Genomic DNA, 21,382 nt, shown 5'->3' with positions numbered 1-21,382 from the left:
GCAAAGAAGATACAACCAGGGTGTGTCTTCGTGTCGCGGGTCAGTGACCCCGGCGGATCCATTCCTCGAGATGCGGAGACTCGGCGCCCAGTGTGGTGCCGTCGCCGTGGCCCGTGTTCACCGTGGTCTCGGGCGGCAGCGCGAACAGGCGGTCGCGGATGGACTCGATGATCACCGAGAAATCGCTGTAGGAGCGCCCGGTGGCACCGGGCCCGCCCGCGAACAGGGTGTCGCCGCTGAACAGCTGCCCCGCCTCCGGGAGGTACAGGCACACCGATCCCGGCGAGTGACCGGGCGCGTGGATCACCTGGATCTCGGTGCCGCCGACGGCGATCCGGCTGCTGTCGGCGAGATCCTCGTGGCCGACGCCCGGGTGGGTCATGTCCCACAGCACGTCGTCGCCGGGGTGCAGGAGGATCGGTGCGTCGAGCCGCTCGGAGAGCTCGGGGGCGACGGTCACGTGGTCGTTGTGCCCGTGGGTGCACACGATTCCGCGGACCTTCCGGCCCGCGACGGCGTCGACGATCGGGTCGGCGGAGTGGGCGGCGTCGACGATCACGACCTCGCTGTCATCGCCGACCAGCCAGACGTTGTTGTCGACGTCCCAGGTACCGCCGTCCAGACTGAATTCACCCGACGTGACAACGCGTTCCACGCGCAGCGTCACAGGACCACCACCGAGCGCAGCACCTCGCCGCGGTGCATCGTCGCGAAGGCGTTCTCCACCTCGTCGAGCCCGATGCGCTCGGTGACGAACTTCTCGAGCGGCAGGCGGCCCTGGCGGTAGAGGTCCACCAGCTGCGGGAAGTCCCGCTCGGGCAGGCAGTCGCCGTACCAGGAGGACTTGAGAGCCCCACCGCGGGAGAAGAAGTCGATGAGCGGCATGTCGAGGGTCATGTCCGGCGTGGGCACGCCCACGAGGACCACGGTGCCCGCGAGGTCGCGGGCGTAGAAGGCCTGCTTCCAGGTCTCGGGGCGGCCGACGGCGTCGATCACCACGTCCGTACCGAAGCCGTCGGTGATCTCCTGGATCGCCTCCACCGCATCGGTTTCCGCGGCGTTGACGGTGTGCGTGGCCCCCAGGTCGCGCGCCCACTCCAGCTTCTTCGGGTCCCGGTCGACGGCGATGATGGTGCGCGCACCCACCAGGCGCGAGCCCGCGATGGCCGCGTCTCCCACACCGCCGCAACCGATCACGGCGACGGTATCGCCGCGGGAGACGCCGCCCGTGTTCACGGCGGCGCCGAGCCCGGCCATCACGCCGCAGCCCAGGAGGCCCGCAACGGCCGGATCGGCCTCGGGATCGACCTTGGTGCACTGCCCCTGGTGGACCAGCGTCTTCTCGGCGAAGGCGCCGATGCCGAGCGCGGGCGAGAGCTCCGTGCCGTCCTCGAGCGTCATCTTCTGCGTGGCGTTGAAGGTGTCGAAGCAGTACTGCGGCTTCCCGCGCCTGCACGCGCGGCACTGCCCGCACACGGCGCGCCAGTTGAGCACGACGAAATCGCCGGGAACGACGTGATCGACTCCCTCACCGACGGTTTCGACGATGCCCGCGGCCTCGTGACCGAGCAGGAACGGGAACTCGTCGTTGATCCCTCCCTCGCGGTAGTGCAGGTCGGTGTGGCAGACGCCGCACGCCTGCACCGCGACCACCACCTCACCGGGACCGGGGTCCGGGATCACGATCGGGACCACTTCGACGGGCTCACCCTTGGCGCGGGCGACGATTCCTCTGACGATCTGCGACATCAGTGCACCTTATCCATCCAGTCGGCGGGCACGCGCCCCTCGGGGCCGGGCACGGCCTGCTCGACCGGGCGGTTCTGCGGGTCCGCGAGCCGCGGACCGTCGTAGTAGTCCTCGGAAACGTAGTCCCAGAACCAGGTCTCGCCGGGCTCGTAGCTCTGCACGATCGGGTGCCCGGACTCCCGCGCGTGCGCGCTGGCGTGCTGCGACGGCGAGGAGTCGCAGCAGCCCACGTGGCCGCACTTCGCGCAGCGACGCAGGTGCACCCACCACCCGCCGGTGGCGTCGCAGTCCACGCAGCCGGGGCCGCTGGGCGGCACGGAGGCGTCGATCGGGTCTGTCGGATCGCTCATGGCTGTCCCTCTCCCTCGATGCCCGGCTCGTCCGGGATCGCGATGTCCTCGCGCTGCGGCCCGTCGATGGGCAGTTTCACGGTGAACACCGTCTCCCCCGGCTCGGAGCGCACCGCCAGATCGCCCTGGTGTTTGTTGACGACGATGCGCCACGAGATGTCCAGCCCCAGACCGGTCCCCTCGCCGACACCCTTCGTCGTGAAGAAGGGCTCGAAGATGCGGGGCAGCACGTCGGCGGGGATGCCGGAGCCGGTGTCGCCGACCTCGACGACCACCGATTCCTCCTTGCGGTACGCGCGCAGCGTCAGGGTGCCGTGGCCGTCCATGGCCTGCACGGCGTTGTCGATGAGGTTGGTCCACACCTGGTTCAGCTCGGCGCCGTAGCCCTTGATATCGGGCAGGTCCGGCTCGTAGTCGCGGACGACGGTGACCTCGCCCAGCTTGCGGCTGAGCATGACGACGGTGCTGTCGAGCAGCTCGCGCACGTCGAGCACCTGGAAGGGCGCCCGGTCCATCTGCGAGTACTGCTTGGCTGCCTGGACGAGCGTGGAGACCCGGTTCGTCGAGTCGGTGATCTCGTTCATCAACAGCTCGGTCTCGACGGTGTAGTACAGCCAGCGCAGCGCGCCCGAGAGCACGGGGCCGTCGTCGAGCGAGCCCGCGACCCGGTCGAGGAAGTCGGTCTGCAGCCCCGCGGCCACGAAGACGGGCGCGAGCACGTGGCCGTCGCCGATGTCGTGGTCCTCGAGCCAGTCCATGAGCTCGTCCTCGCGGTCCGAGGCCTCCAGCGGGCCGAGATCGGGGGCGCTGGCTACGGCCTCGACGGCCTCCTCCTGGAACTTGACCAGATCGACGAGGCGGGTGCGGTCGAGCTTGCCGCTGGCGATGCCCGCCAGCTTGTGCCGCATGCCGCCGACGCGGGTGCGCAGCTCCGCCACCGCGCGGGTGGCCGCGCCGGCGGGGTTGTTCAACTCGTGGGTGAGACCGGCCGAGAGCGAGCCCAGGGCCAGCAGGCGCTCGCGCTGCTCGACAATCTGGCGGCTCCGCTGGCCGCCGTAGAAGACGCCCTCCAGCAGGTGCACCGCCATCGGGAACCACTCGTGCATGGCCTCGTTGAAATCCTCGGCGGGCAGCATGAAGAACTGCGCCTGCGTCACCGCGCGCATCGACGCGTTGTACTGCTTCTGCGCCGGCCCGCCCTTGCCGAGGAAGGCCGACCACGCGCCGGCGTAGGCGCCGCGCTGATCGGAGCGGGTGGTCTCGACCTCCGCGTCACCGACCTTCTGCGACAGGGCGATCGTCCCGTGCAGCAGGACGTACAACCAGTCGGCGGAGTCGCCCGTCGAGTACACGGGTCCGGCGGGGAAGGTCTCCACGTGGCCCCGCTCGCACAGCCACTCCAGCTGCTCGTCGCTGAGCTTCTCGAACAGGAACAGGGTGCGCAGTTCGTCGACGAAGCACGGGTCATGAGTGCTCACGAGTCAACTCCTTCCAGATAGCGGTGGACGAACATCACGGCCATCGCGCCCTCGCCCACCGCGGAGGCGACGCGCTTCGCCGATTCGGAGCGCACGTCGCCGGCGACGAAGATGCCGGGCACGCTCGACTCCAGGTGGAACGGTGGGCGATCCAATTCCCATCCCCGCGGGGCGGCACCGTCGACCGTGAGGTCCGGGCCGGTCACCAGGAAGCCCCGCCCGTCCCGCGCCACGACGCCGTCGAGCCAGTCCGTCCGCGGCTCGGCGCCGATGAAGACGAACAGGAAGTCGGCGGGAACCTGCTCCGTCTCGCCCGACTGGGTGTCGCGCAGCGTGAGCTGCGTGAGGTGGTCGTCGCCGTGCGCCTCGATCACCTGCGTGTGCGGCCGCACGTGCACGTTCTCGATCGCGTTGAGTTGCTGGATCAGGTAGTACGACATGGACTCCTCGAGCGAGGGCCCGCGCACCAGAAGGGTCACCGAGCGCGCCCCCTTCGACAGGTACGCGGCCGCCTGGCCCGCGGAGTTCGCGCCGCCCACGATGTACACGTTCTGCCCAGCGCAGGCCGGCGCCTCGGTCATCGCCGAGCCGTAGAAGATGCCGGCGCCGGTGAGCCGGTCCATCCCCGGCGCGTCCAGCTGCCGGTAGGCGACGCCCGTCGCGAGGATGACGGTGTGCGCGCCCACGACGGTGCCGTCGGAGAACCGCACGCGCCGCCCGGAGCCCGTCACCTCCAGCCCCACGACGTCTGCGGCGGTGATCATCTCGGCGCCGAACTTGGTGGCCTGCCGCCGCGCCCGGTCCGTGAGCTGGGTGCCCGAGACACCGTCGGGGAAGCCGAGGTAGTTCTCGATGCGCGAGCTCTGCCCCGCCTGCCCGCCCGTGGCGGACCGTTCGACGAGCACCGTGCGCAGGCCCTCCGATGCGCCGTACACGGCGGCGCCGAGGCCCGCGGGACCGGCGCCCACGACCACCAGGTCGTAGAACTCCTCCGCCGGGGTGGTGTTCAGCCCCACGTGCGCCGCGAGTTCGCTGTCCGACGGGGCGCACAGCGCGGTCCCGTCGGCGGCGGCGACGAGCGGAAGCTCCTGCCCGTCGCTGCCCGCGGCGGCCAGCAGCCGCTGCCCCTCCGGCGACTCGGCCGTGTACCACCGGTACGGGATCTGGTTGCGGGCCAGGAACTCCCGCACCTCCGAGGAGCGGGCCGACCAGCGGTGGCCCACGACCTTCGTCTCCGGCACGGGGCGGTGGTCGCTGCACAGCCAGGCCTCCAGCTGCGCGTCGATGACGGGGTAGAGCTTCTCCTCCGGCGGGTCCCAGGGCTTGAGGAGGTAGTGGTCGAGGTCGACCACGTTGATCGCCTCGATCGCGGCACCGGTGTCCGCGTAGGCGGTGAGGAGCAGGCGGCGGGCGCCCGGGTAGACGTCCATCGCCGCCTCGAGGAACTCCAGGCCCGTCATCTGGGGCATGCGGTAGTCCGCGAGGATCGCGGCCACCAGGTCACCGCGGAGCTTGAGCTCCTTGAGCGCTTCGAGGGCCTGTTCTCCGCTCTCCGCCCGCACGATCCGGTACTCGTCGCCGTACTTGCGCCGCAGGTCACGGGCCACCGCGCGGGACACGCTGGGATCGTCGTCGACGGTCAGGATCGCGGGGCGCCTCTTCTCGGATTCAGCCACCGTTTCAGATTACGGCGGTGGCGGCCTCCGCGTCGGCGAGTGCAGCTGTGAGCGAACGCATCGGATCCGGTCCGTAGGAAACCCGCTGGACGGTGCCCTCCGGCGTGCCGACCGACCAGCGGGTCATCCACCGGTCGTGCAGCCCCTCCGGTTGCGCGATCCGGACCTCCCGATCGCCGCGGGCGGTGCGGACCGTCATCGCCGCGATCGGCGCAGTGATCTCGCCCTTGTGTCGCCGCCGGTCGCGGAGGTCGAGCACGAAGAGCACGAGGATCCCCACAGCGAGGACTACCACCGTCATGACACGCCAGGCCGGCCACGGCCCGAAGTCGAGCCACATCAGGGTCATCGCGGGAACGAGGAGCACCGCGCCGGCCAGGAAATAGCGCGCGCTGGGAGCGCTCATCGCCGGTTCCATACCGGTCGCGGTGCGCCACGACTGGCCCATCCACGAGCCGAGCACCAGGATCGCCGCCAGGATCGCACCGCGGGCGACCTGTTGGCTGAGCGGTCCGTCGTACGACCAGGGGGTCAAGATGAACGCCGTGAGGAGAGTCAGCCATAGGACCAGCAGGACACCGGCGCCGACTCGCAGCACTTCTACCGGGACCGTCCGGGTCTCGGTATCAGCAGGCTTGCTCATCACGCCTCCTCCGGGCCCGGCGCAGTGCGTAGACGCCCACGCCGATCTCGCCGGCGCCGAGGACCGCCATCGCCACGGCGAGGATCGTGCGGAAGTCCGGCCACGCCGACCAGTCCCGGATCGGCGCCGCCACCAGCACCAACGGCCCCGAGACCGATGAAGTACCACGCCGTCTTCGGCGTCACCTCGCGCCGCCTCATCACGAGTTCACAGTAACGGATACCGGTCGGGGCCTCGTCGAGCGCGGTGCAGTCCGCTCCTCCCCCACCGGACGTCGGCCCTCACCTGGTGTCGTCCCCCGCGCGACGCCGATCCGCCCACCCCACGTTCGCACCCCCACCAGAAGCCGCGCTTGCGGTGAGGGAGCGACTGACCCCCGCGCGACATTCGCTCCCCCACCCACGTGCCCGCGCCCGGCGTCAGGTCACCGCGCGGCTCAGACCAGCCCGCCGACACGCTCCCCGGCGATCGATGCGGACAGCACGCGGGAGACACCGTCGGCGGTGGCGGGCCAGGAGAACTCGCCCGCCCGTTCCTGCGCCTTCGCGCCCAGCTCCTCGCGCAGCAGCGCGTCCGTGAGCAGCACGTACACCGATTCGGTGAGCCCGGCGAGGTCGCGCACCAGGAGGCCGGTGGCACCGTCGACCACGGAATCGGTGAGCCCACGCGAACCGACGTACCCCACGGTGGGCACCCCGTGCTGCGCGGCCTCGATCACGGTGATTCCCCAGCCCTCTTTGCGCGAGGGCATGACGTGCACCCACGCCCGCGAGAGCAGGCGATGTTTGCGCTGCTCGGTCACGTGGCCGTGGAAGGTCACCCGATCGAGGACGCCGAGCTTCGCGGCGTGCGCGTAGAGCTCGGAGTCCCACCAGCCGCTGCCGATGACGTCGAGGTGCAGGTCCGGTACGCGGCGGCGCAGGCGGGCGAGCACGTCGAGCGCGTCCTCGATCTGCTTGTGCGGCACCAGGCGCGAGAGCACCACCATCCGCGGCGATGCCGAGCGCACGTCCGCGACGCCGGGGGCCACACCGTCGATCCCGTTGCGCACCACGGCCACCCGCTCCGGCCCCACGCCGAGTAGCGCCAGCTCCTCCGCCGAGGGCAGCGAGACCGTGAGGTACTGCGACCGTCGGTGCACCCAGGGCGAGAGCCGCGATTCGATGAACCAGCCGATCCGTGCGACGAGCCGCCCCGCGACGGGCCACTGCTCGCGATGGCAGTGGTGCACGAGCACCGTGACGGGCACGCCCGCGACGAGCCGTGCGAAGAAGGGGATGCCGTTCTGCGTGTCGATCACCGCGTCGGGACGGATGCCGCGCAACGGGCCGCGACCGAAGCGCGCGAGCACGATCGCGAGCAGCGCCAGGGGGTAGACGGTGAAGCGGCCGCCGCCGCGGGAGATGCGCACGCCGTGCACGGTCTCGGAGCGAGCGGCGCCGGGGTACATCGCGGTGCGCAGCGTGACCCGCACGCCGCGGGCGGCCAGCTCCTGCCCGACGCGCTCGAGGTACAGCTCGCTACCGCCGCCCTGCGGGTGGCGGGTGTCACGCCAACACAGCAGGAGGACTTCACGCACGGCTTCTAGGGTACCGTCCGGTGGCGTGTACCCCACGTCCCCAAGAACCTGGCGGACTACGACGAAACGCCTCCGGCGCCGCGCCACGCTGCGCCGGTCGGTGGGGCTGCTGTCCGACTTCCGCTTCGAGCAGTCCGAGCCGGCCCGGTTCTACGGCTCGCTCGCGCGCGACACCGTCGAGCTGACCGGTGACCTGTTCGGCGACCTCGACGGCGCGCTCGTGCTCGACGTGGGCGGCGGCCCGGGCTACTTCGAGGACGCCTTCGCCGAGCACGGCGCCGTCTACGTCCCCGTCGAGCCCGACCCCTCCGAGGCGCACGCCGCCGGCATCACCGCATCGCGGGGCCTGCGGGGCTCGGGCCTCGCGCTCCCCATCGCCGACGATGCCGTCGACATCTGCCTCTCCTCCAACGTCGCCGAGCACGTGCGGGACTGGGAGACGATGGGCGAGGAGATGCTGCGCGTCACCCGGCCCGGCGGGATGGTGATCCTCAGCTACACGCTCTGGTACGGCCCGTTCGGCGGCCACGAGATGGGGCAGACGCACTACCTCGGCGGCGAGCGCGCGGCCCGCATGTACACCCGCAAGCACGGGCACCCGCCGAAGAACCTCTACGGCACATCACTGTTCAAGGTGCTCGCGTCCGACGGGCTGCGCTGGGCCCGCCGGGTCGACGGCGCCGACCTCGTCGCCGCCTTCCCCCGGTACCACCCCTCGTGGGCGTGGTGGATGGTCCGGGTGCCGGGCCTGCGGGAGCTGCTCGTCTCGAACCTGGTGCTCGTCTTCCGCAAGCGCTGATCACCGCCTCCGCAGACGACTCCGGCCCCCACCGCGGATGCGCGGTGGGGGCCGGAGTCGGCTGGGATCAGGCCGCGTCGGCGGTGGCCCCGGCCTTCGCGCCGGCATCAGCGGCGATGCCGGCGTCGGTGCTCGCGGCCGACTTCGCCCCGTCGGTCGACGTCGAAGCGGCCTTGGGGGCCTCCTCGGTCTTCGGATCCGACGTCGCCACGTCGGTCGGCGTCGGATCGGTCTTCGGAGCCTCGGCCTTCGGGTCCGACTTCACCGCTTCGGTCGGCGACTTCACCGCTTCGGTCGGCCTCGGATCGGTCTTCACGGCGGTGTCCGCCTTCGGGGCGGTCGTCACCACGTCATCGGCACGGTGCTTACCGACGTAGCCGGCCTCCTTCTCCTTCGCCGCGGCCTCGGCGTCGGCCTTGGCAGCCGCCTCGGCGCCGGCCTTCGCCTTCGCCGCAGCAGCGTCGGCGTCGGAGGCCGCGACCTGCGGACCGACCGCCGTGGGCGCCGGCAGGGACGAGACCGCGGGCTTCGTGGCGTCCTCGGCCGGCGCGGCAGCGGCCGCCGGGGCGGCCGCAGCGAGCTTCGTGGCCGCATCGGTACCCGCGAGGCCCTCGAGCCCCTTGGTCACCTTCCCGAACAGATCCGTCAGGCCGCCACCGTTGATGACGGAGGTCGCGAGCGTGATCGGCAGCGAGATCACGGTGGAGATCAGCGAGAACACCGGCTGCAGCAGGCTCAGGCCGAGGTTGACGACGGGCGCCACGATGTTGGTCGTCACAAAGGAGATCGGGCCGGCGACGATCGGGCCGACGAGCGGGATGTTCGCGATGAGGTTCGGGATGAGCTGCGCGCCGCCGTTGACCACGCCGCCGACGATGCCGGTGAGCAGCTCGGGGAGCTTGGCGATCCCGCCCGGGGTGCCCAGGCTCGCGACCACCAGCGAGACGACGCGGCCGATCAGCTGGCCGTCCATGATGCCGAGCAGCTTGTCGTCGGGAAGGCCGCCCACGATCGCCTTGAGCTTGTCGGTGGGAATGGACCCGACCAGAGCGATGAGCTTCTCGGTGGGCAGCCCGGCGACGATCGGGCCCAGCTTCTCCACCGGGATGCCGTTGACGAGCTGCGCCAGGGTCTTGTCGTCGAGGCCCGAGACCACGGTGATCAGCTTCTCGACGGGGATCTGCTTGACGAGCGCGGTCAGCTTGTCGGCAGGCAGGCCGGCGACGACGGGGCCGAGCTTCTCCACCGGGATGAGGCCGACGATCTCGCCGAGCTTCTTCTGGTCGAAGCCGGAGACCACGGCCGCCAGCTTCTCGGTGGGGATGTAGCCCACGAGCTGCGAGAGCTTGTCGGTGGGGAGCGCCGCGACGGCGGGGCCGATCTTCGCGGGGTCGACGGTGCCGATGACCTCCGTGAGCACCGAGGTCGGGAGGCCCTCGACGAGCTTGGCGATGGTGGCCGGCGGCAGACCGGCCACCACGGTGCTCAGCTTCTCGACGGGGATCTGCTTGACCAGCTCGGTCAGTTTGTCGGCCGGAAGGCTCGCGACCACCGGGCCGAGGACGTCGTTCGGCAGGCCGCCGACGAGGTCCTTGAGCTTCTGCTGATCCAGGCCCGCAACGATGGTGACGAGCCGGTCCGTCGGCAGCGCGCCGACGATCTTGCCCAGTGTCGCGTCGTCGAGGCTCTTGACCACCTCGATGAGCTTCGCCTCGGGGATCGCCTTGACCACGGCGTTGAGCTTGTCCTGCGACAGTCCCGCGACGATGGTGTTGAGCTTGTTCTGCGGCAGGCCGTTGACGATGGCGGTGAGCTTCTTCTCGTCCATCGCGTTCATGATCGCGACGACCTTCTCCGGCGGCATCGCCTCGAGGATCTTGGCGGTCTTGTCGGCCGGCATGTTGCCCATGATCGCGGCCACCTTGCTCGGCTCGATCTGCGCCATGATCCGAGCGATGCGCGCGGGGTCGGCATTGGACAGCTCGCTGACCAGCACCGAGTCCGGGAGCAGGTCGATCAGGCCGACGGTGCTGACCTCCATCCGCAGCGGCGCCGCAGCGGCCGGCAAGGCGAGGATCTGTGCGGGCTTCGGGACGGAGAAGTCCATGGCGGGCACGGTGGCGAGGGTCAGCGACCCCGCCAGGACGGTGGCCGCCATCGCCTTCGTGACCACCCCCGTCCGGTTCCAGCTGAACGGGGCGCTCTCGCGCATGAGGGCGCTGTCGCGCAGAACTGCTTCACGCATGGGTCTTCTCCTGAGAGGTGGGTCGTGACGGCCCGCGCACGAAGGGGGTGGAGTGCACGGACGGGCTGGAGAAACACCCCATAGTCAAACGAACTTCGGTTGCCTTCAGCCATCGCGAAGGCTAATGACCGGGCGCGACTACCCGTCGGTAGTTTCGCCGTTCCGAGACTCAACCGTGACCGATTCGTGATGCGCGTCACACTGTGTCAAAATCCGCAGGTCAGACCAGATATTGCGAACGGCGCGTCAGTCCGAATAACACCGATTTGCGCGATCGCACCGGGAAGCTCAGGTCCACCGGGACCGCGCCCTGTTCGCACACCCACGAAGTGAACGACGTGACCTGTACCACTTCGACACACCGTCACAGGTTCACTGCAGCGCAGCGGGCGGGCGTACGCCCGACAGTTTCGCGGGGTTGCGCACCACGTACACGCCGGTGACGGCGGCACCGTCGACCTCCACGCACAGCACCAGGTCGACGGAACCGTCGAAGGCGACGACCATGGCCGGCATACCGTTGTAGACGGTGAACCGCACGCCCATCTCCCCCATCGCGGTGCCCTTGCGGAAGAGCCCCGCAGCGAGGCGCGCGACCCGATCGGCACCGAGCACGGGGCGTCGCGCCGCCGAGACCACACCACCACCGTCGCCGAGGAAGACCACCTCGGGCGCGAGCACGTCCATCAGGGCCTGGACGTCGCCCGTCGCCGCCGCGAGGAGGAAGCGCTCCGCGACGCCCTGCGCCTCGGCAGGGTCCGCGATCGTGTGGGGCCGTCGCGCGCGCACGTGCCCACGCGCGCGGTGCGCGGTCTGGCGCACCGTCGCCTCGCTCTTGCCGACGGCCTCGGCGATCTCGGGGTACCCGAAGTCGAAGACCTCGCGCAGCACGAAGACCGCGCGTTCCGTGGGCGTGAGCGACTCGAGCACCAGCAGCATCGCCGTGGTTACCGCCTCCCCCGTCAGGACGTGCTCGGCGGGGCCGTCGCCCGACGGTGCCTCCAGCGGCTCCGGCAGCCATGGCCCCACGTACTCCTCCCGCCGTCGGGACGCCGCCCGCAGCGCGTTGAGGGCCTGCCGGGTCACGATCCGTGCGAGGTACGCCCGCGGATTGCCGACGGTGCCGAGATCCACGTCGCGCCACCGCAGATAGCTCTCCTGCAGCACGTCCTCCGCGTCGGCGACGCTGCCCAGGATCTCGTATGCCACCGAGAACAGCAGCGGGCGGTGCTCGGCGAACAGGCCCTCGGCGCTCGTCATCGCGGTGCGGGGAGCCAGGCGTAGCGAGCGGTCCGGGCGGCGCCCTTCGCCATCCGGCAAACCTGCTCCTTGACCAGCGCAGCGGAGCGGCCCCCGAACCGGATCCGGGTCGGGGTGTCGTCGCGCCGCGCGGCCTGAATGACGGCGCTCCGCCGGCCGATCGACACGTTCTGCCCGGTGTAGCCCATCGAGTACGCCCTCATCGGCGTCCCCTCCAGCTCGCGTGCGAGGTTGTCGGCGCCGTGCGCCCCCTGCGGCAGCGCGGTCTGGCAGCTCAGCCGCTGGCCGGGGACGGACGCACCGTCGCCCACCGCCAGGATCCTCGGATCGCCGACGCTCCGCAGGAACTCGTCGACCAGCACGCGGCCGGCATCGTCCACGGCGAGGCCGCTGCGCGCGGCCAGGTCGCTGACCTGGTTCGCCACTGCCCACAGGACGAGGTCGGCACCGTCGTCCTCGGTGTAGCGGCCGCGCTCGACGACGACGCCCAGTTTCTCGAGCTCGCGCCGCACCCGTGCTCGCGCGCCGGGCCCGAGCGAGGCTCCGACCTCGCCCTCGCTGAGCAGCCGGACCCGCAGGCCCGGAAGGGATTCCGCCACCTCGGCGGCGGTCTCGATGCCCGTCAGGCCGCCGCCCACGACGGTGACGGCCGCCCCGTCGGACAGGCCGGCGAGCGCCTGCCGCGCCGACTCCGCGGTCTCGATCGTGCCCACCGCGTAGGCGCCCGACGGTGCGGTCGGCGCCCCGCCCGCGGCGTAGATCGCGCGGTCGAACGGGAGGGACGTGGCGTCGGCGAGCAGCAGCGTGCCGTCGCCGATCTTGTCCACCGCGCCCACGACGAGCCGGATCCGCGGGTCGAGCATCCCGGTCAACGGCGTCAGGGCCGTGCCGCTGCCGGCGATGTGCTCGTGCAACCGCACCCGCTCGACGAAGTCGGCGCGCGGGTTGACCACGACCACCTCGACGTCCGCCGCCTTCTTCACCAGCCGATTCGCGGCGATGGTGCCCGCATAGCCCGCGCCGATCACGACGACCTTCATGATTGCCTCCTCATGCGAAATCCGAGTCTTCCGCACATAGGACACCGGTCGCGACCGATCTGTGACAGCTGCCGACGAGCGATTCCCGAAAATCGGGTTCAACGGGGCACCGCGGCAGGATTCGGGTCCGGTGGCTCATAGAACCCGACTCTCGGAATCCACTCACCCTTCCGCGATGGCGGCGAGCGGGGGTGTTCGGGCGGCACGGATGGCGGGCAGGATCGCCGCGCCCACGCCGACGAAGGCGGAGGCCACCAGCATCACGATCACCGTGGACCACGGCACCACCACCGAGCCGAGCCCCTCGTCGCGCAGCGCGTGCACCAGGGAGACTCCCAGCAGCACGCCGAGCACGAGCCCGAGTACGGCCCCGAAGACCGCGATCAGCATGGACTCCAGGTAGATCGAGCGCCGCACCTGGGAGCGGATGAGGCCGATCGCGCGGAGCATGCCGATCTCGCGGCGCCGCTCCACCACCGACAGCGCGAGGGTGTTGACGATGCCGAGGATCGCGATGACCACCGCGAGCCCGAGGAGCCCGTAGAGCACGCCCATGAGCGCCGTGATCGCCTGCCCCGCCTGGTCCTTGAGGTCCTGCTGATCATCGACGTTGACCACGAGCAGCGGCTTGACCGCCTCACGCAGGCGCTCCTTGAGGTCGCTCACCGACGTGCCCTCGGCCGCGTTGATGAACACCGACTGCGGTGTGACCAGAGGGGCCGTGGCGCCGCTCGCGGGCGGGTAGAGCGTGTTCATGTCGGTGGCCGTGATCACGGGGCCGGACAGAGAACCGCCGGTGGCGGAGTAGATCCCGGTCACGGTGAGCTGCGCCTTCGCGGTGCCGACCGCCGACATCGGCTCGACCGTCGAGCCCACGTCCCAGCCGCGTTCGCGCGCCGTGCGGTCATCGACGAGTAGCCCGCCGGGCTTGACCTTCAGCTCGCCCGACGTGCGGGTGAGGTTGAACGCCGTCGTGACGTCGCCGTCGATGGCGAGAGCGCTGAGCCGGTCGCCGCCCACGCGCATCGGTACGCCGTACAGGATGGTCTTGGCGCCGATGCCCGGCACGTCCTTGATCGCGGTGAGCGCGGCCGGCGGCATGCCCAGCGACGGGGCCTGCAGCATCAGGTCGGAGCGGACGCCCTTGTCGACCTGCGCGTCGATCGACTTCTGCATGGAGGCGCCGAGAGTGCCGATGACCCCGACCAGCGCCACGCCGATCACCAGCGCGAACGCGGTGGCGGTGGTGCGCTGAGGGTTCCGCATCACGTTGGTGCGGCCGAGCCGTCCCGCGGGGCCGAAGGGTGCGGCGATGATCTTGCCGACGCCGCCGAGCAGGGGCGCGACCAGCGCGGGGCCGCCGATGACGATGGCGAGGATCAAGCCGAAGCCCGCGATGCCGACCTCGATCGCGGCGGTGGAGCCGACCTCGGTGGTGGCCACGAAGAGCAACGCCAGGGAGCACAGCAGCAGCGCCGCACCGACCGCGCCGCGCACCATGACCGACTGCGCCGAGCCGCCGTCCTGCGCGCGCATGGCCGCGACGGGCGGGACGCGCGAGGCCCGCACGGCCGGGATCAGCGCGGAGATCACCGTGACCACGGTGCCGACCACCATCACGGTGATCACCACGGACGGGCTCACGGCGAGACCGCCGTCGGGGAAGCCCGCGCCGGCGGCCTTCACGCCCGCCCGCAACAGCACCGCGAGGCCGATGCCCACGGCGAGGCCGAGCGCGCTGCCGACCACGCCCACGACGAGTGCCTCCAGCACCACGGAGTTGCGCACCTGGTTGCGTCCCGCCCCGATGGCGCGGAGCAGTGCGAGCTCGGACACTCGCTGCGCGACCAGCATCGAGAAGGTGTTGTAGATGATGAAGACGCCGACGAGCAGGCCGATGAGGCCGAAGGCGACGAGGAAGTAGTTGAGGAAGCTCAGGCCCTGGTTGATGGTGTCCTCGAACTGCTTGCGCACCTCGGCGCCGGTCTGCACGTTCAGATTCGGCAGGCGCTCGGCGAGGGCGTCGCGCAGCTGCTGCGGAGACGTGCCGGACGCTGCGCCCACCTCGATGTACGGCGCGGTGGCCCCGTCGCCGAAGAGCTTCTGCGCCTCGTCCTTCGCGAACAGCGCCCCCAGGTAGCCGCCCGAGTCGGTGGAGATCGTGTAGAGCCCCACGATCGTCACGTCGATCGGGCCGGGCGAGTGCGGCGCGACGATGGTGGTCTTCGCACCGACCGGGAGCTTCAGTCGCTCGGACGCGGATTCGTTGAGCACCATCTCGTTCGGCGCCGACGGAGCGCGGCCCGACGTGATCTTCAGGCCGTCCGGATCGAGGTTCTCCCCCGGCGGGAGGTAGGCGCCGCCCACCTGGGGTGCGCCGGTGGGCGAGACGACCTCGCCGTCGCCGTCCCGCAGGGCGATGGTGCCGGTGATCGCGGGAACCACGACGCGCACGCCCGGCACCGTCTTCACCTGGTCCACGACGGACAGCGGCACACCCGGGCCCGACGGTCCGAATCCACCCTGTCCCTTGGCGTTCTCGGGCGAGATGCGCGCGTCGACCCCGACGGCGATCTTGTCGGAGATCCCGTCGAAGGCCTTCGAGAGCGTGCCGGTGAAGACCATCGACCCCGCGATGAAGGACGTGCCGAGCAGCACCGAGAGCACCGTCAGGACCAGACGACCCTTGTGCGCCAGGAGGTTCCGCAGCGCCACCCGGCGCATCGGGTTCGCCATCAGCGGGCGACGAGCTCGTCGAGGTGGATCATCTTCTCGAGCACCCGTTCCGCGGTCGGGCGGCGCATCTCGTCCACGATGCGACCGTCGGCGAGGAAGACCACGCGGTCCGCGTAGGAGGCGGCGCGCGGATCGTGCGTCACGATGACCACGGTCTGGCGGAAATCGTCGACCGCCGCGCGCAGGATCGACAGCACCTCGGCACCGGACCGCGAATCCAGGTTGCCCGTGGGCTCGTCGCCGAAGATGATCTCCGGCCGCCCGACCAGCGCACGGGCGCAGGCGACGCGCTGCTGCTGGCCGCCGGACAGCTCGGTGGGACGGTGACCGAGCCGTGGCCGCAGTCCCAGCCGGTCGATCACCGCGTCGAGCCACTGCTGATCGGGCTTGCGCCCCGCGATGTCGAGCGGCAGCGTGATGTTCTCGATCGCCGTGAGCGTGGGCACCAGGTTGAAGCTCTGGAAGACGAACCCGATCCGGTCGCGCCGCAGTTGCGTGATCTGCTTGTCGTTCAGCGAGGTCAGCTCGGTGCCGCCCACCTGTACCGAGCCGCCCGAGGCGGCGTCGAGTCCGGCGAGGCAGTGCATGAGCGTCGACTTGCCCGATCCCGACGGCCCCATGATCGCGGTGAACTCCCCCGCCCGGAAGTCCACGGTGACCCCGGCGAGCGCGTGCACTGCGTTGTCACCCTCGCCGTAGACCTTCGTGACCTCGACGGCCCGCGCGGCCACCGTCTCGGGCGTGGGCGGCGGCGCGGGGGCGAACGGAGTCTGTGCCATGTCACCGAGAATGCCAGAATCTCGTCACCTGCGGCATCAGGGTGCTCCCCGACCATGAAACGGACACCCCGGGTGCGCAACGAGGGCGTCCGTCATGATGGACCGATGCGCCTCGAACCCCGCATCCTCACGCAACTCTCCGGCGTGCTCGACCTGCGCGACGGAAAGTTCTTCGGCAGCTGCTTCGGTCACCGCGTCCCCGACGACCTGCTGGCCGCCGTCACCGTGCACGGCGCCGCGACCAACCGCGCCACCGCGGGCTTCGCGTCGCCGTCGCGCACCCAGGCGGCGATGCCCGTCGACATGGAGCACTGGGATGCGGTGCCGCCCGAGGACGGCCAGTGGGACACGGTGCTGCGCACGCAGCTCTGCGTGGACACCTCCGGCTCGGTCGAGTGGTTCTCGCCCGGCGCCGACGGCCCCGGCGAGGTGCTCGAGTTCCCCATGGCGCGCGGCTTCTACGAGGTCGAGGCCGCAGCGCGGCACGCCGGCGAGGGCGACGACCACTGGCGGCTGCGGTTCTGGTCGTCGCCCGAATACGGCCCTGACCTGGCCGAGATCCGCGAGATCGCCGAACTCGCCCGCTGACCGCGCCCGACCCCGCTAGTGTGATCGCAACATCGGGGTCTGGGGGGACCACATGGGCACATCCGCGCTCCGCGCATTCCAGGCGGGCGTCGCAGCACTGGGGATCGGCGTCGGCGAGTTCGAGGCGACGCCCCGCGACACCGCGCTCGCGCGCCGGGCGTTCGAGGCCGCCACCACTGCGGACCCGGGCATGGCCGACGCCTGGCTCGGTCGCGCCGCGGCGGGCGAGAACACCGCGGAGGTGCTCGCCGCGCTGCACCGCACTGCCGACGGGATCGGGGCCGCGGCACGCCGCGTCGGGCTACCGCCGGGTGCGCTGAGCGGTGTCTTCGCCACCGGCCTGTACGTCGACCATCCGCTGCGCGACGCCGCCACCGCGCACGTCGCCTACGCGGCCCGGCTGCTCGCCGACGGTGCGCCCGAGGAGGCCGACGACGTCCTCGACGCCGCGCCGCGGTGCCCCGTCGAGCGGTACCAGCGCGCCGTCACCGCGGCCCGGACGCGGCGCTGGCAGGACGCCCTGACCGCCCTCGACGGGCACGGCGGTTGGGACGATGCGGTCCTCGCCGCCGCGGCCGCCACCATCGCCGGCTCGGCCGCCGCGCAGCTCGGCCGGTTCGCCGAGGCCGTGCGCCTGCTGACCGGCGCGGCCGACGGGCCCGTGCCCGGCGCCGCGGCTGCGGCCCGGTACTGCCACGCGCTGGTGCTGCGCGAGCAGGGCGACGAGGAGCGCGCCCGGGAGCTGCTCGAACGGGCGGCACCGTCGTACCCGCCCGCCGAGGCGGCGCTGCGCGACCCGGGCCACCGCCTGGTACTCGACCTTCCCGATGCGGCCGGCCCGACCACCGAACCGGCGCCCGCGGGCGAGGACCTGCTGGCGGAGGCCGCCGCGGAGCTGGAGCGACAGGTGGGGCTGCGCGAAGTGAAGGAGCAGGTCACCCGCCTGCGCACCACGATGCAGTTGGCCAAGGTGCGAGCGGACCGCGGACTGACCAGCGGCAGCCGCTCGCTGCACCTCGCCTTCACGGGACCGCCCGGCACGGGCAAGACGACGGTGGCGCGCATCGTCGCGCGGATGTACCGCGGCCTGGGGCTGCTCGCCACCGACACCGTGGTCGAATGCAGCCGTCGCGATCTGGTGGGCCAGTACCTCGGCGCGACAGCACAGAGGACGAGCGCGGTGATCGATTCCGCGCTGGACGGTGTCCTGTTCATCGACGAGGCCTACACACTGGTCCAGGAGGGCCTGACGGGCGGCGACGCCTTCGGGCAGGAGGCGATCGACACGCTGCTCGCCCGGATGGAGAACGACCGCGACCGGCTGGTGGTGATCATCGCGGGCTACGACACCGAGATCGACCGCTTCCTGGACTCGAACGAGGGCCTGGCCTCGCGATTCGCGCGGCGCATCCGGTTCCCCGGCTACAGCCCGGGCGAGCTCGCCGAGATCGGTGCGGCGATGGCCCGCTCGCGCGACGCCCTGCTCACGGGCGAGGCGGCCGCCGTCCTGGAGACCTGCTGCGCCGGCGTGGCCGACCGGCTGGACCGGCTCGGCAACGGCCGGTTCGTGCGCAACGTGATCGAGGCCGCCGAGGAGGAGCGCGAGCTGCGGCTGATGGACTCGGGACTGGACCTGGCCGGCGTCGACGAGGCCGTGCTCATGCGGATCGAGGCCGCCGATATGGCGCGGGCGCTCGACGGGGTGCTCGGTGCCGCTGTCTAGCGGGAGTCGGCGACGTTCGCGGCGTAGTCGTCGCTGTGCGAGGGTCCGGTGCCGGTCATCATGACCTCGTCGGCCAGCCGGTTGGCCGCGTCGAGGTCGATGCCGGTCTCCCGCTGGCTGTGCACCAGGAAGATCTCGGCGTCGAGTGCCTGCTCGCCGTGCGCGTAGACCATGCACTCGACGACGATCAGATCGGTCTCGGCCTTGACGATGTGCGAGGTCAGTCGCACCCCCAGGCTCAGAACGTCGCCCACATGGAGCGGACGCAGGTACGTGAAGGACTGACCCGCGTGCATGATCGACGAGAGGTTGCAGTTCGGAATCGCCTTGCCCACCACGGCGGACGCCGCCTGCAGCATCGGGGCGCCGAGCAGCGTCGCCGGCACGGCCACGTCGTCCGGGAGCCGGCGGCTCACCGCGTAGGGGACGTCCCAGCTCCGCGTCGCACGGGCGAAGGATCGCACCGTCTCCGCACCGATCTCGTACGCATCGGGGAACCACAGGTCCCATTCGTCGGCGACGGCCACGTCAGTTCTCCTCGAGTGATCGCCCCCGGCGCGAGATTCGAGGGGGACGCATCACAATAGCGGGTGCGCGCGTGCGATCTCAAACCCTGCGCAGCCCCGGTGACAACGGGGCGTGTCACACGGCCCGGGCTTCGGTGACAGGACGCGCGTCGCGCACTAGCGTCGAGGCCATGTGGCGGACCAACTCGCTGCGCGTCGCTGTCGTCGGCGCCGGCATCGGCGGACTGGCGGTGGCCTCCGGGCTGCAGCGCGCCGGCGCCGAGGTCATCGTCCTCGAACAGGCCGCCCGGTTCCTCCCCCGCGGCTCCGGCCTGTCGCTGTTCGCGAACGGTTTCGCCGCACTGCGCTCGCTCGGGCTGGAGGAACGGGTGCGGGAGATCGTCGCCGACGGTCCGCCGTCCGTCCCGTACGGCACGCGCCGCGCCGACGGCACCCGCCTCGCCGTCATCTCTCCGGCCACCGTTGCCGAGCTGCGCGTGGTGGACCGCACCGAACTGCACCGGGCTCTGCTGCACGGGCTGGCGCCCGACACCGTGCGGCCCGGCATCCGGGTGGAGGGACACAGCCGCGAGACGCTGGACCTGGGACCGAGCGGCCTGCTCGAGGACTGGCACGTGCTGATCGGCGCCGACGGCATCCGCAGCCGCGTGCGCGGCAGCCACGCCGGAGATCCGGGCGCCGCCTACTGCGGCTACGGGGCCTGGAGGGGCATCACCGACACCCCCGTCGACCTGCCCGACGGTGGCGAGACGCTGGGGCGGGGCGAGCGCTTCGGGTACGTCCCACTGCGCGACGGCCGGGTGTACTGGTTCGCCGTCCGCCCCGCACCCGAGGAGGACCTGCCGGAGCCGGGTGAGCTGCTCGAGCGCTACGGCGACTGGCACGCGCCGATCCCCCAGGTGCTGGCCGCGACCGACCCGAATCGCATCGGTTACCAACCCGTCGAACGGCTGGCACACCCCTTGCGTACCTACGCGCGCGGACCGGCCGCGCTCATCGGCGACGCCGCGCACGCGATGCCGCCCACCCTGGGCCAGGGAGCGAATCTCGCGCTGGAGGACGCGGCGGTGCTCGTCTCGCTGCTCCGGCCGCTCGCGCGCGACCCCGATCCGCGCGACATCCCGTCGAAGCTCGCCGCCTACGACAAGGCTCGCCGGCCGCGCACCCAGGCCCTCGCGCGCCAGGCGCACCTGCTCGGCGCGGCGCTGCAGTGGCCGACGCCCGCCGTCGTCGCCGGCCGGAACCTCGCGCTGCGCGCCGCCCCGAACATGCTGGCGGACATGGTCTTCCGGCGCGCCCAGCGCTGGTCACCGCCGGACTGAGACCGGCTCCCGTCGTACCCGCGCGCCGGGCGCGGGCACGACGGCGCGGTTCACAGCAGCGGGATCGCGTCGAGGAGGGAACCGATCAGGCCGCCGCCGGAGGACTCGCCCGAGCCGGAACCCGTCGATGCGCCCGGGACGGACACCGAGGCCCCAGCGTCCGTGCCCGTCGTGACTCCGACGGATCCCGAACCGGTGCCCGAGCCCGAGCCGCCGCCAGTCCCGGAGCCGCCGGTCCCCGAGCCGCTCGCGCCGGTGGACGCGGATCCGCCCGAACCGGTCGAGGTTGCGCCGCCGCCGGTGGTGGTGGCTGTGCCCTCCGCCCGGGCCCCGGTCGATCCGGTACCCACCGGCGACGCGGACGTCTCACGGTCCGCTCCGGGCGACGACGCGCTCGCCGCGTCGCTGCCGCCCGCCGCCTGGATCCTCGCATCCGCATCGGGCGCGTCCGCACCCGTCGCGCCCGAGCCGTTCGCAGCGCCCGCACCGGGGCTGTCGGCGGCGCCGGTACCGGCACGAGCCGCGGGACCGTCGCCGGCGGGTGCGCCCTGCGCGCCGACCGCCTGCGGCGACGCACTCCGGGGAGCGATTCCCTGCGGCGCCGCGCGACCTGCGGCGCCCGCATCCGCGCCGGCACCGCGCGCGCCCGCTCCGGTCGCACCCGGCTGTCCCGCGCCCCCGGGCTGTCCCGTGTCAGGTCGTCCGGCAGCGCCCTGGGTACCGCCGCCCTGCGTCGCGGCGCCCTGCGGGCCGCCACCCTGAATCGAAGCCGGCTGCGCACCGCCGGGCCCGCCCGCGCGTCCGGTCGCGCCCGGCGCGCTCGCGCCGCCCGGGGCCGCGCCGTTCGGGGCCGTAGCGGCACGCTGGGCGCCGGCGCCACCCGCGGCC

18 protein-coding genes and 1 pseudogene are annotated in these 21,382 nt (G+C 71.8%); 4 read left to right on the top strand and 15 right to left on the bottom strand.

What is annotated here, in order from left to right; genetic code table 11:
• Positions 1 to 40: 40 nt before the first annotated feature.
• The 8 genes from FK268_RS22135 to FK268_RS22100 form a co-directional block, all read right to left on the bottom strand.
• Positions 41 to 667, bottom strand: coding sequence for an MBL fold metallo-hydrolase (locus tag FK268_RS22135; protein ID WP_146437619.1), 627 nt, complete (start codon positions 665 to 667; stop codon positions 41 to 43).
• Entirely contained in the window at positions 664 to 1,749 is a 1,086-nt protein-coding gene (locus FK268_RS22130) for an S-(hydroxymethyl)mycothiol dehydrogenase (RefSeq protein ID WP_146437618.1), read from the bottom strand. Before FK268_RS22130 ends, FK268_RS22135 begins: the two co-directional genes overlap by 4 nt.
• Positions 1,749 to 2,099, bottom strand: a complete 351-nt coding sequence (locus FK268_RS22125; RefSeq protein WP_146437617.1) for a UBP-type zinc finger domain-containing protein — start codon at positions 2,097 to 2,099, stop codon at positions 1,749 to 1,751. Before FK268_RS22125 ends, FK268_RS22130 begins: the two co-directional genes overlap by 1 nt.
• The gene (locus FK268_RS22120) at positions 2,096 to 3,577 is read right to left on the bottom strand and encodes an ATP-binding protein (protein WP_231707221.1); all 1,482 of its coding nucleotides are present in this window, start codon (positions 3,575 to 3,577) and stop codon (positions 2,096 to 2,098) included. Before FK268_RS22120 ends, FK268_RS22125 begins: the two co-directional genes overlap by 4 nt.
• On the bottom strand, positions 3,574 to 5,253 hold the full coding sequence (locus tag FK268_RS22115; RefSeq protein ID WP_146437616.1) for an NAD(P)/FAD-dependent oxidoreductase: 1,680 nt from the start codon (positions 5,251 to 5,253) through the stop codon (positions 3,574 to 3,576). The genes FK268_RS22120 and FK268_RS22115 overlap by 4 nt, the downstream gene beginning before the upstream one ends.
• Before the next feature lie 4 nt (positions 5,254 to 5,257).
• Entirely contained in the window at positions 5,258 to 5,896 is a 639-nt protein-coding gene (locus tag FK268_RS22110) for a hypothetical protein (protein ID WP_146437615.1), read from the bottom strand.
• On the bottom strand, positions 5,880 to 6,029 hold the full coding sequence (locus FK268_RS24355; protein WP_158636190.1) for a hypothetical protein: 150 nt from the start codon (positions 6,027 to 6,029) through the stop codon (positions 5,880 to 5,882). Before FK268_RS24355 ends, FK268_RS22110 begins: the two co-directional genes overlap by 17 nt.
• 303 nt (positions 6,030 to 6,332) lie before the next feature.
• Positions 6,333 to 7,475, bottom strand: a complete 1,143-nt coding sequence (locus FK268_RS22100) for a glycosyltransferase family 4 protein (protein ID WP_146437614.1) — start codon at positions 7,473 to 7,475, stop codon at positions 6,333 to 6,335.
• Between the two features lie 25 nt (positions 7,476 to 7,500).
• Here FK268_RS22100 and FK268_RS22095 point away from each other — a divergent pair, with 25 nt between their 5' ends.
• Entirely contained in the window at positions 7,501 to 8,274 is a 774-nt protein-coding gene (locus FK268_RS22095) for a class I SAM-dependent methyltransferase (RefSeq protein WP_146437613.1), read from the top strand.
• 67 nt (positions 8,275 to 8,341) lie between these two features.
• Here the strand turns inward: FK268_RS22095 and FK268_RS22085 are convergent, their stop codons facing one another.
• From FK268_RS22085 to FK268_RS22065, 5 genes are all read right to left on the bottom strand, one after another.
• Positions 8,342 to 10,519: a magnesium transporter MgtE N-terminal domain-containing protein gene (locus FK268_RS22085; RefSeq protein ID WP_146437612.1), complete on the bottom strand. Its 2,178-nt coding sequence runs from the start codon at positions 10,517 to 10,519 to the stop codon at positions 8,342 to 8,344.
• Between the two features lie 372 nt (positions 10,520 to 10,891).
• On the bottom strand, positions 10,892 to 11,779 hold the full coding sequence (locus FK268_RS22080) for an RNA polymerase sigma-70 factor (protein ID WP_146437611.1): 888 nt from the start codon (positions 11,777 to 11,779) through the stop codon (positions 10,892 to 10,894).
• Positions 11,776 to 12,819 carry an NAD(P)/FAD-dependent oxidoreductase gene (locus tag FK268_RS22075; RefSeq protein ID WP_146437610.1) on the bottom strand — a complete coding sequence of 348 codons (1,044 nt, stop codon included), beginning with the start codon at positions 12,817 to 12,819 and terminating at the stop codon, positions 11,776 to 11,778. Before FK268_RS22075 ends, FK268_RS22080 begins: the two co-directional genes overlap by 4 nt.
• 162 nt (positions 12,820 to 12,981) lie before the next feature.
• Entirely contained in the window at positions 12,982 to 15,555 is a 2,574-nt protein-coding gene (locus FK268_RS22070; protein ID WP_231707220.1) for an ABC transporter permease, read from the bottom strand.
• Positions 15,555 to 16,334: an ABC transporter ATP-binding protein gene (locus FK268_RS22065; RefSeq protein ID WP_146437609.1), complete on the bottom strand. Its 780-nt coding sequence runs from the start codon at positions 16,332 to 16,334 to the stop codon at positions 15,555 to 15,557. The genes FK268_RS22070 and FK268_RS22065 overlap by 1 nt, the downstream gene beginning before the upstream one ends.
• A 105-nt stretch (positions 16,335 to 16,439) precedes the next feature.
• Between FK268_RS22065 and FK268_RS22060 the strand changes: the two genes are divergently transcribed.
• Both FK268_RS22060 and eccA read left to right on the top strand, forming a co-directional pair.
• The gene (locus FK268_RS22060; RefSeq protein WP_146437608.1) at positions 16,440 to 16,922 is read left to right on the top strand and encodes a hypothetical protein; all 483 of its coding nucleotides are present in this window, start codon (positions 16,440 to 16,442) and stop codon (positions 16,920 to 16,922) included.
• Positions 16,923 to 16,974: 52 nt separating this feature from the next.
• A complete protein-coding gene (eccA, locus tag FK268_RS22055; protein WP_146437607.1) occupies positions 16,975 to 18,645 on the top strand; it encodes a type VII secretion AAA-ATPase EccA in 1,671 nt (556 codons plus the stop codon).
• Here eccA and FK268_RS22050 read toward each other — a convergent pair.
• Complete coding sequence (locus FK268_RS22050) at positions 18,642 to 19,172, bottom strand: FAS1-like dehydratase domain-containing protein (protein WP_146437606.1); 531 nt, start codon at positions 19,170 to 19,172, stop codon at positions 18,642 to 18,644. The two genes, eccA and FK268_RS22050, sit on opposite strands and share 4 nt — an antisense overlap.
• A gap of 170 nt (positions 19,173 to 19,342) precedes the next feature.
• Between FK268_RS22050 and FK268_RS22045 the strand changes: the two genes are divergently transcribed.
• Complete coding sequence (locus FK268_RS22045) at positions 19,343 to 20,494, top strand: FAD-dependent monooxygenase (RefSeq protein ID WP_231707219.1); 1,152 nt, start codon at positions 19,343 to 19,345, stop codon at positions 20,492 to 20,494.
• A gap of 50 nt (positions 20,495 to 20,544) precedes the next feature.
• Here the strand turns inward: FK268_RS22045 and FK268_RS24350 are convergent.
• Positions 20,545 to 21,382: pseudogene (locus FK268_RS24350) on the bottom strand (hypothetical protein); the annotation flags it as partial.

The organism is Tsukamurella sputi (genome assembly GCF_007858445.1).
Lineage (GTDB): Bacteria > Actinomycetota > Actinomycetes > Mycobacteriales > Mycobacteriaceae > Tsukamurella > Tsukamurella sputi.
This window is presented reverse-complemented; position numbering and strand designations above follow the sequence as displayed.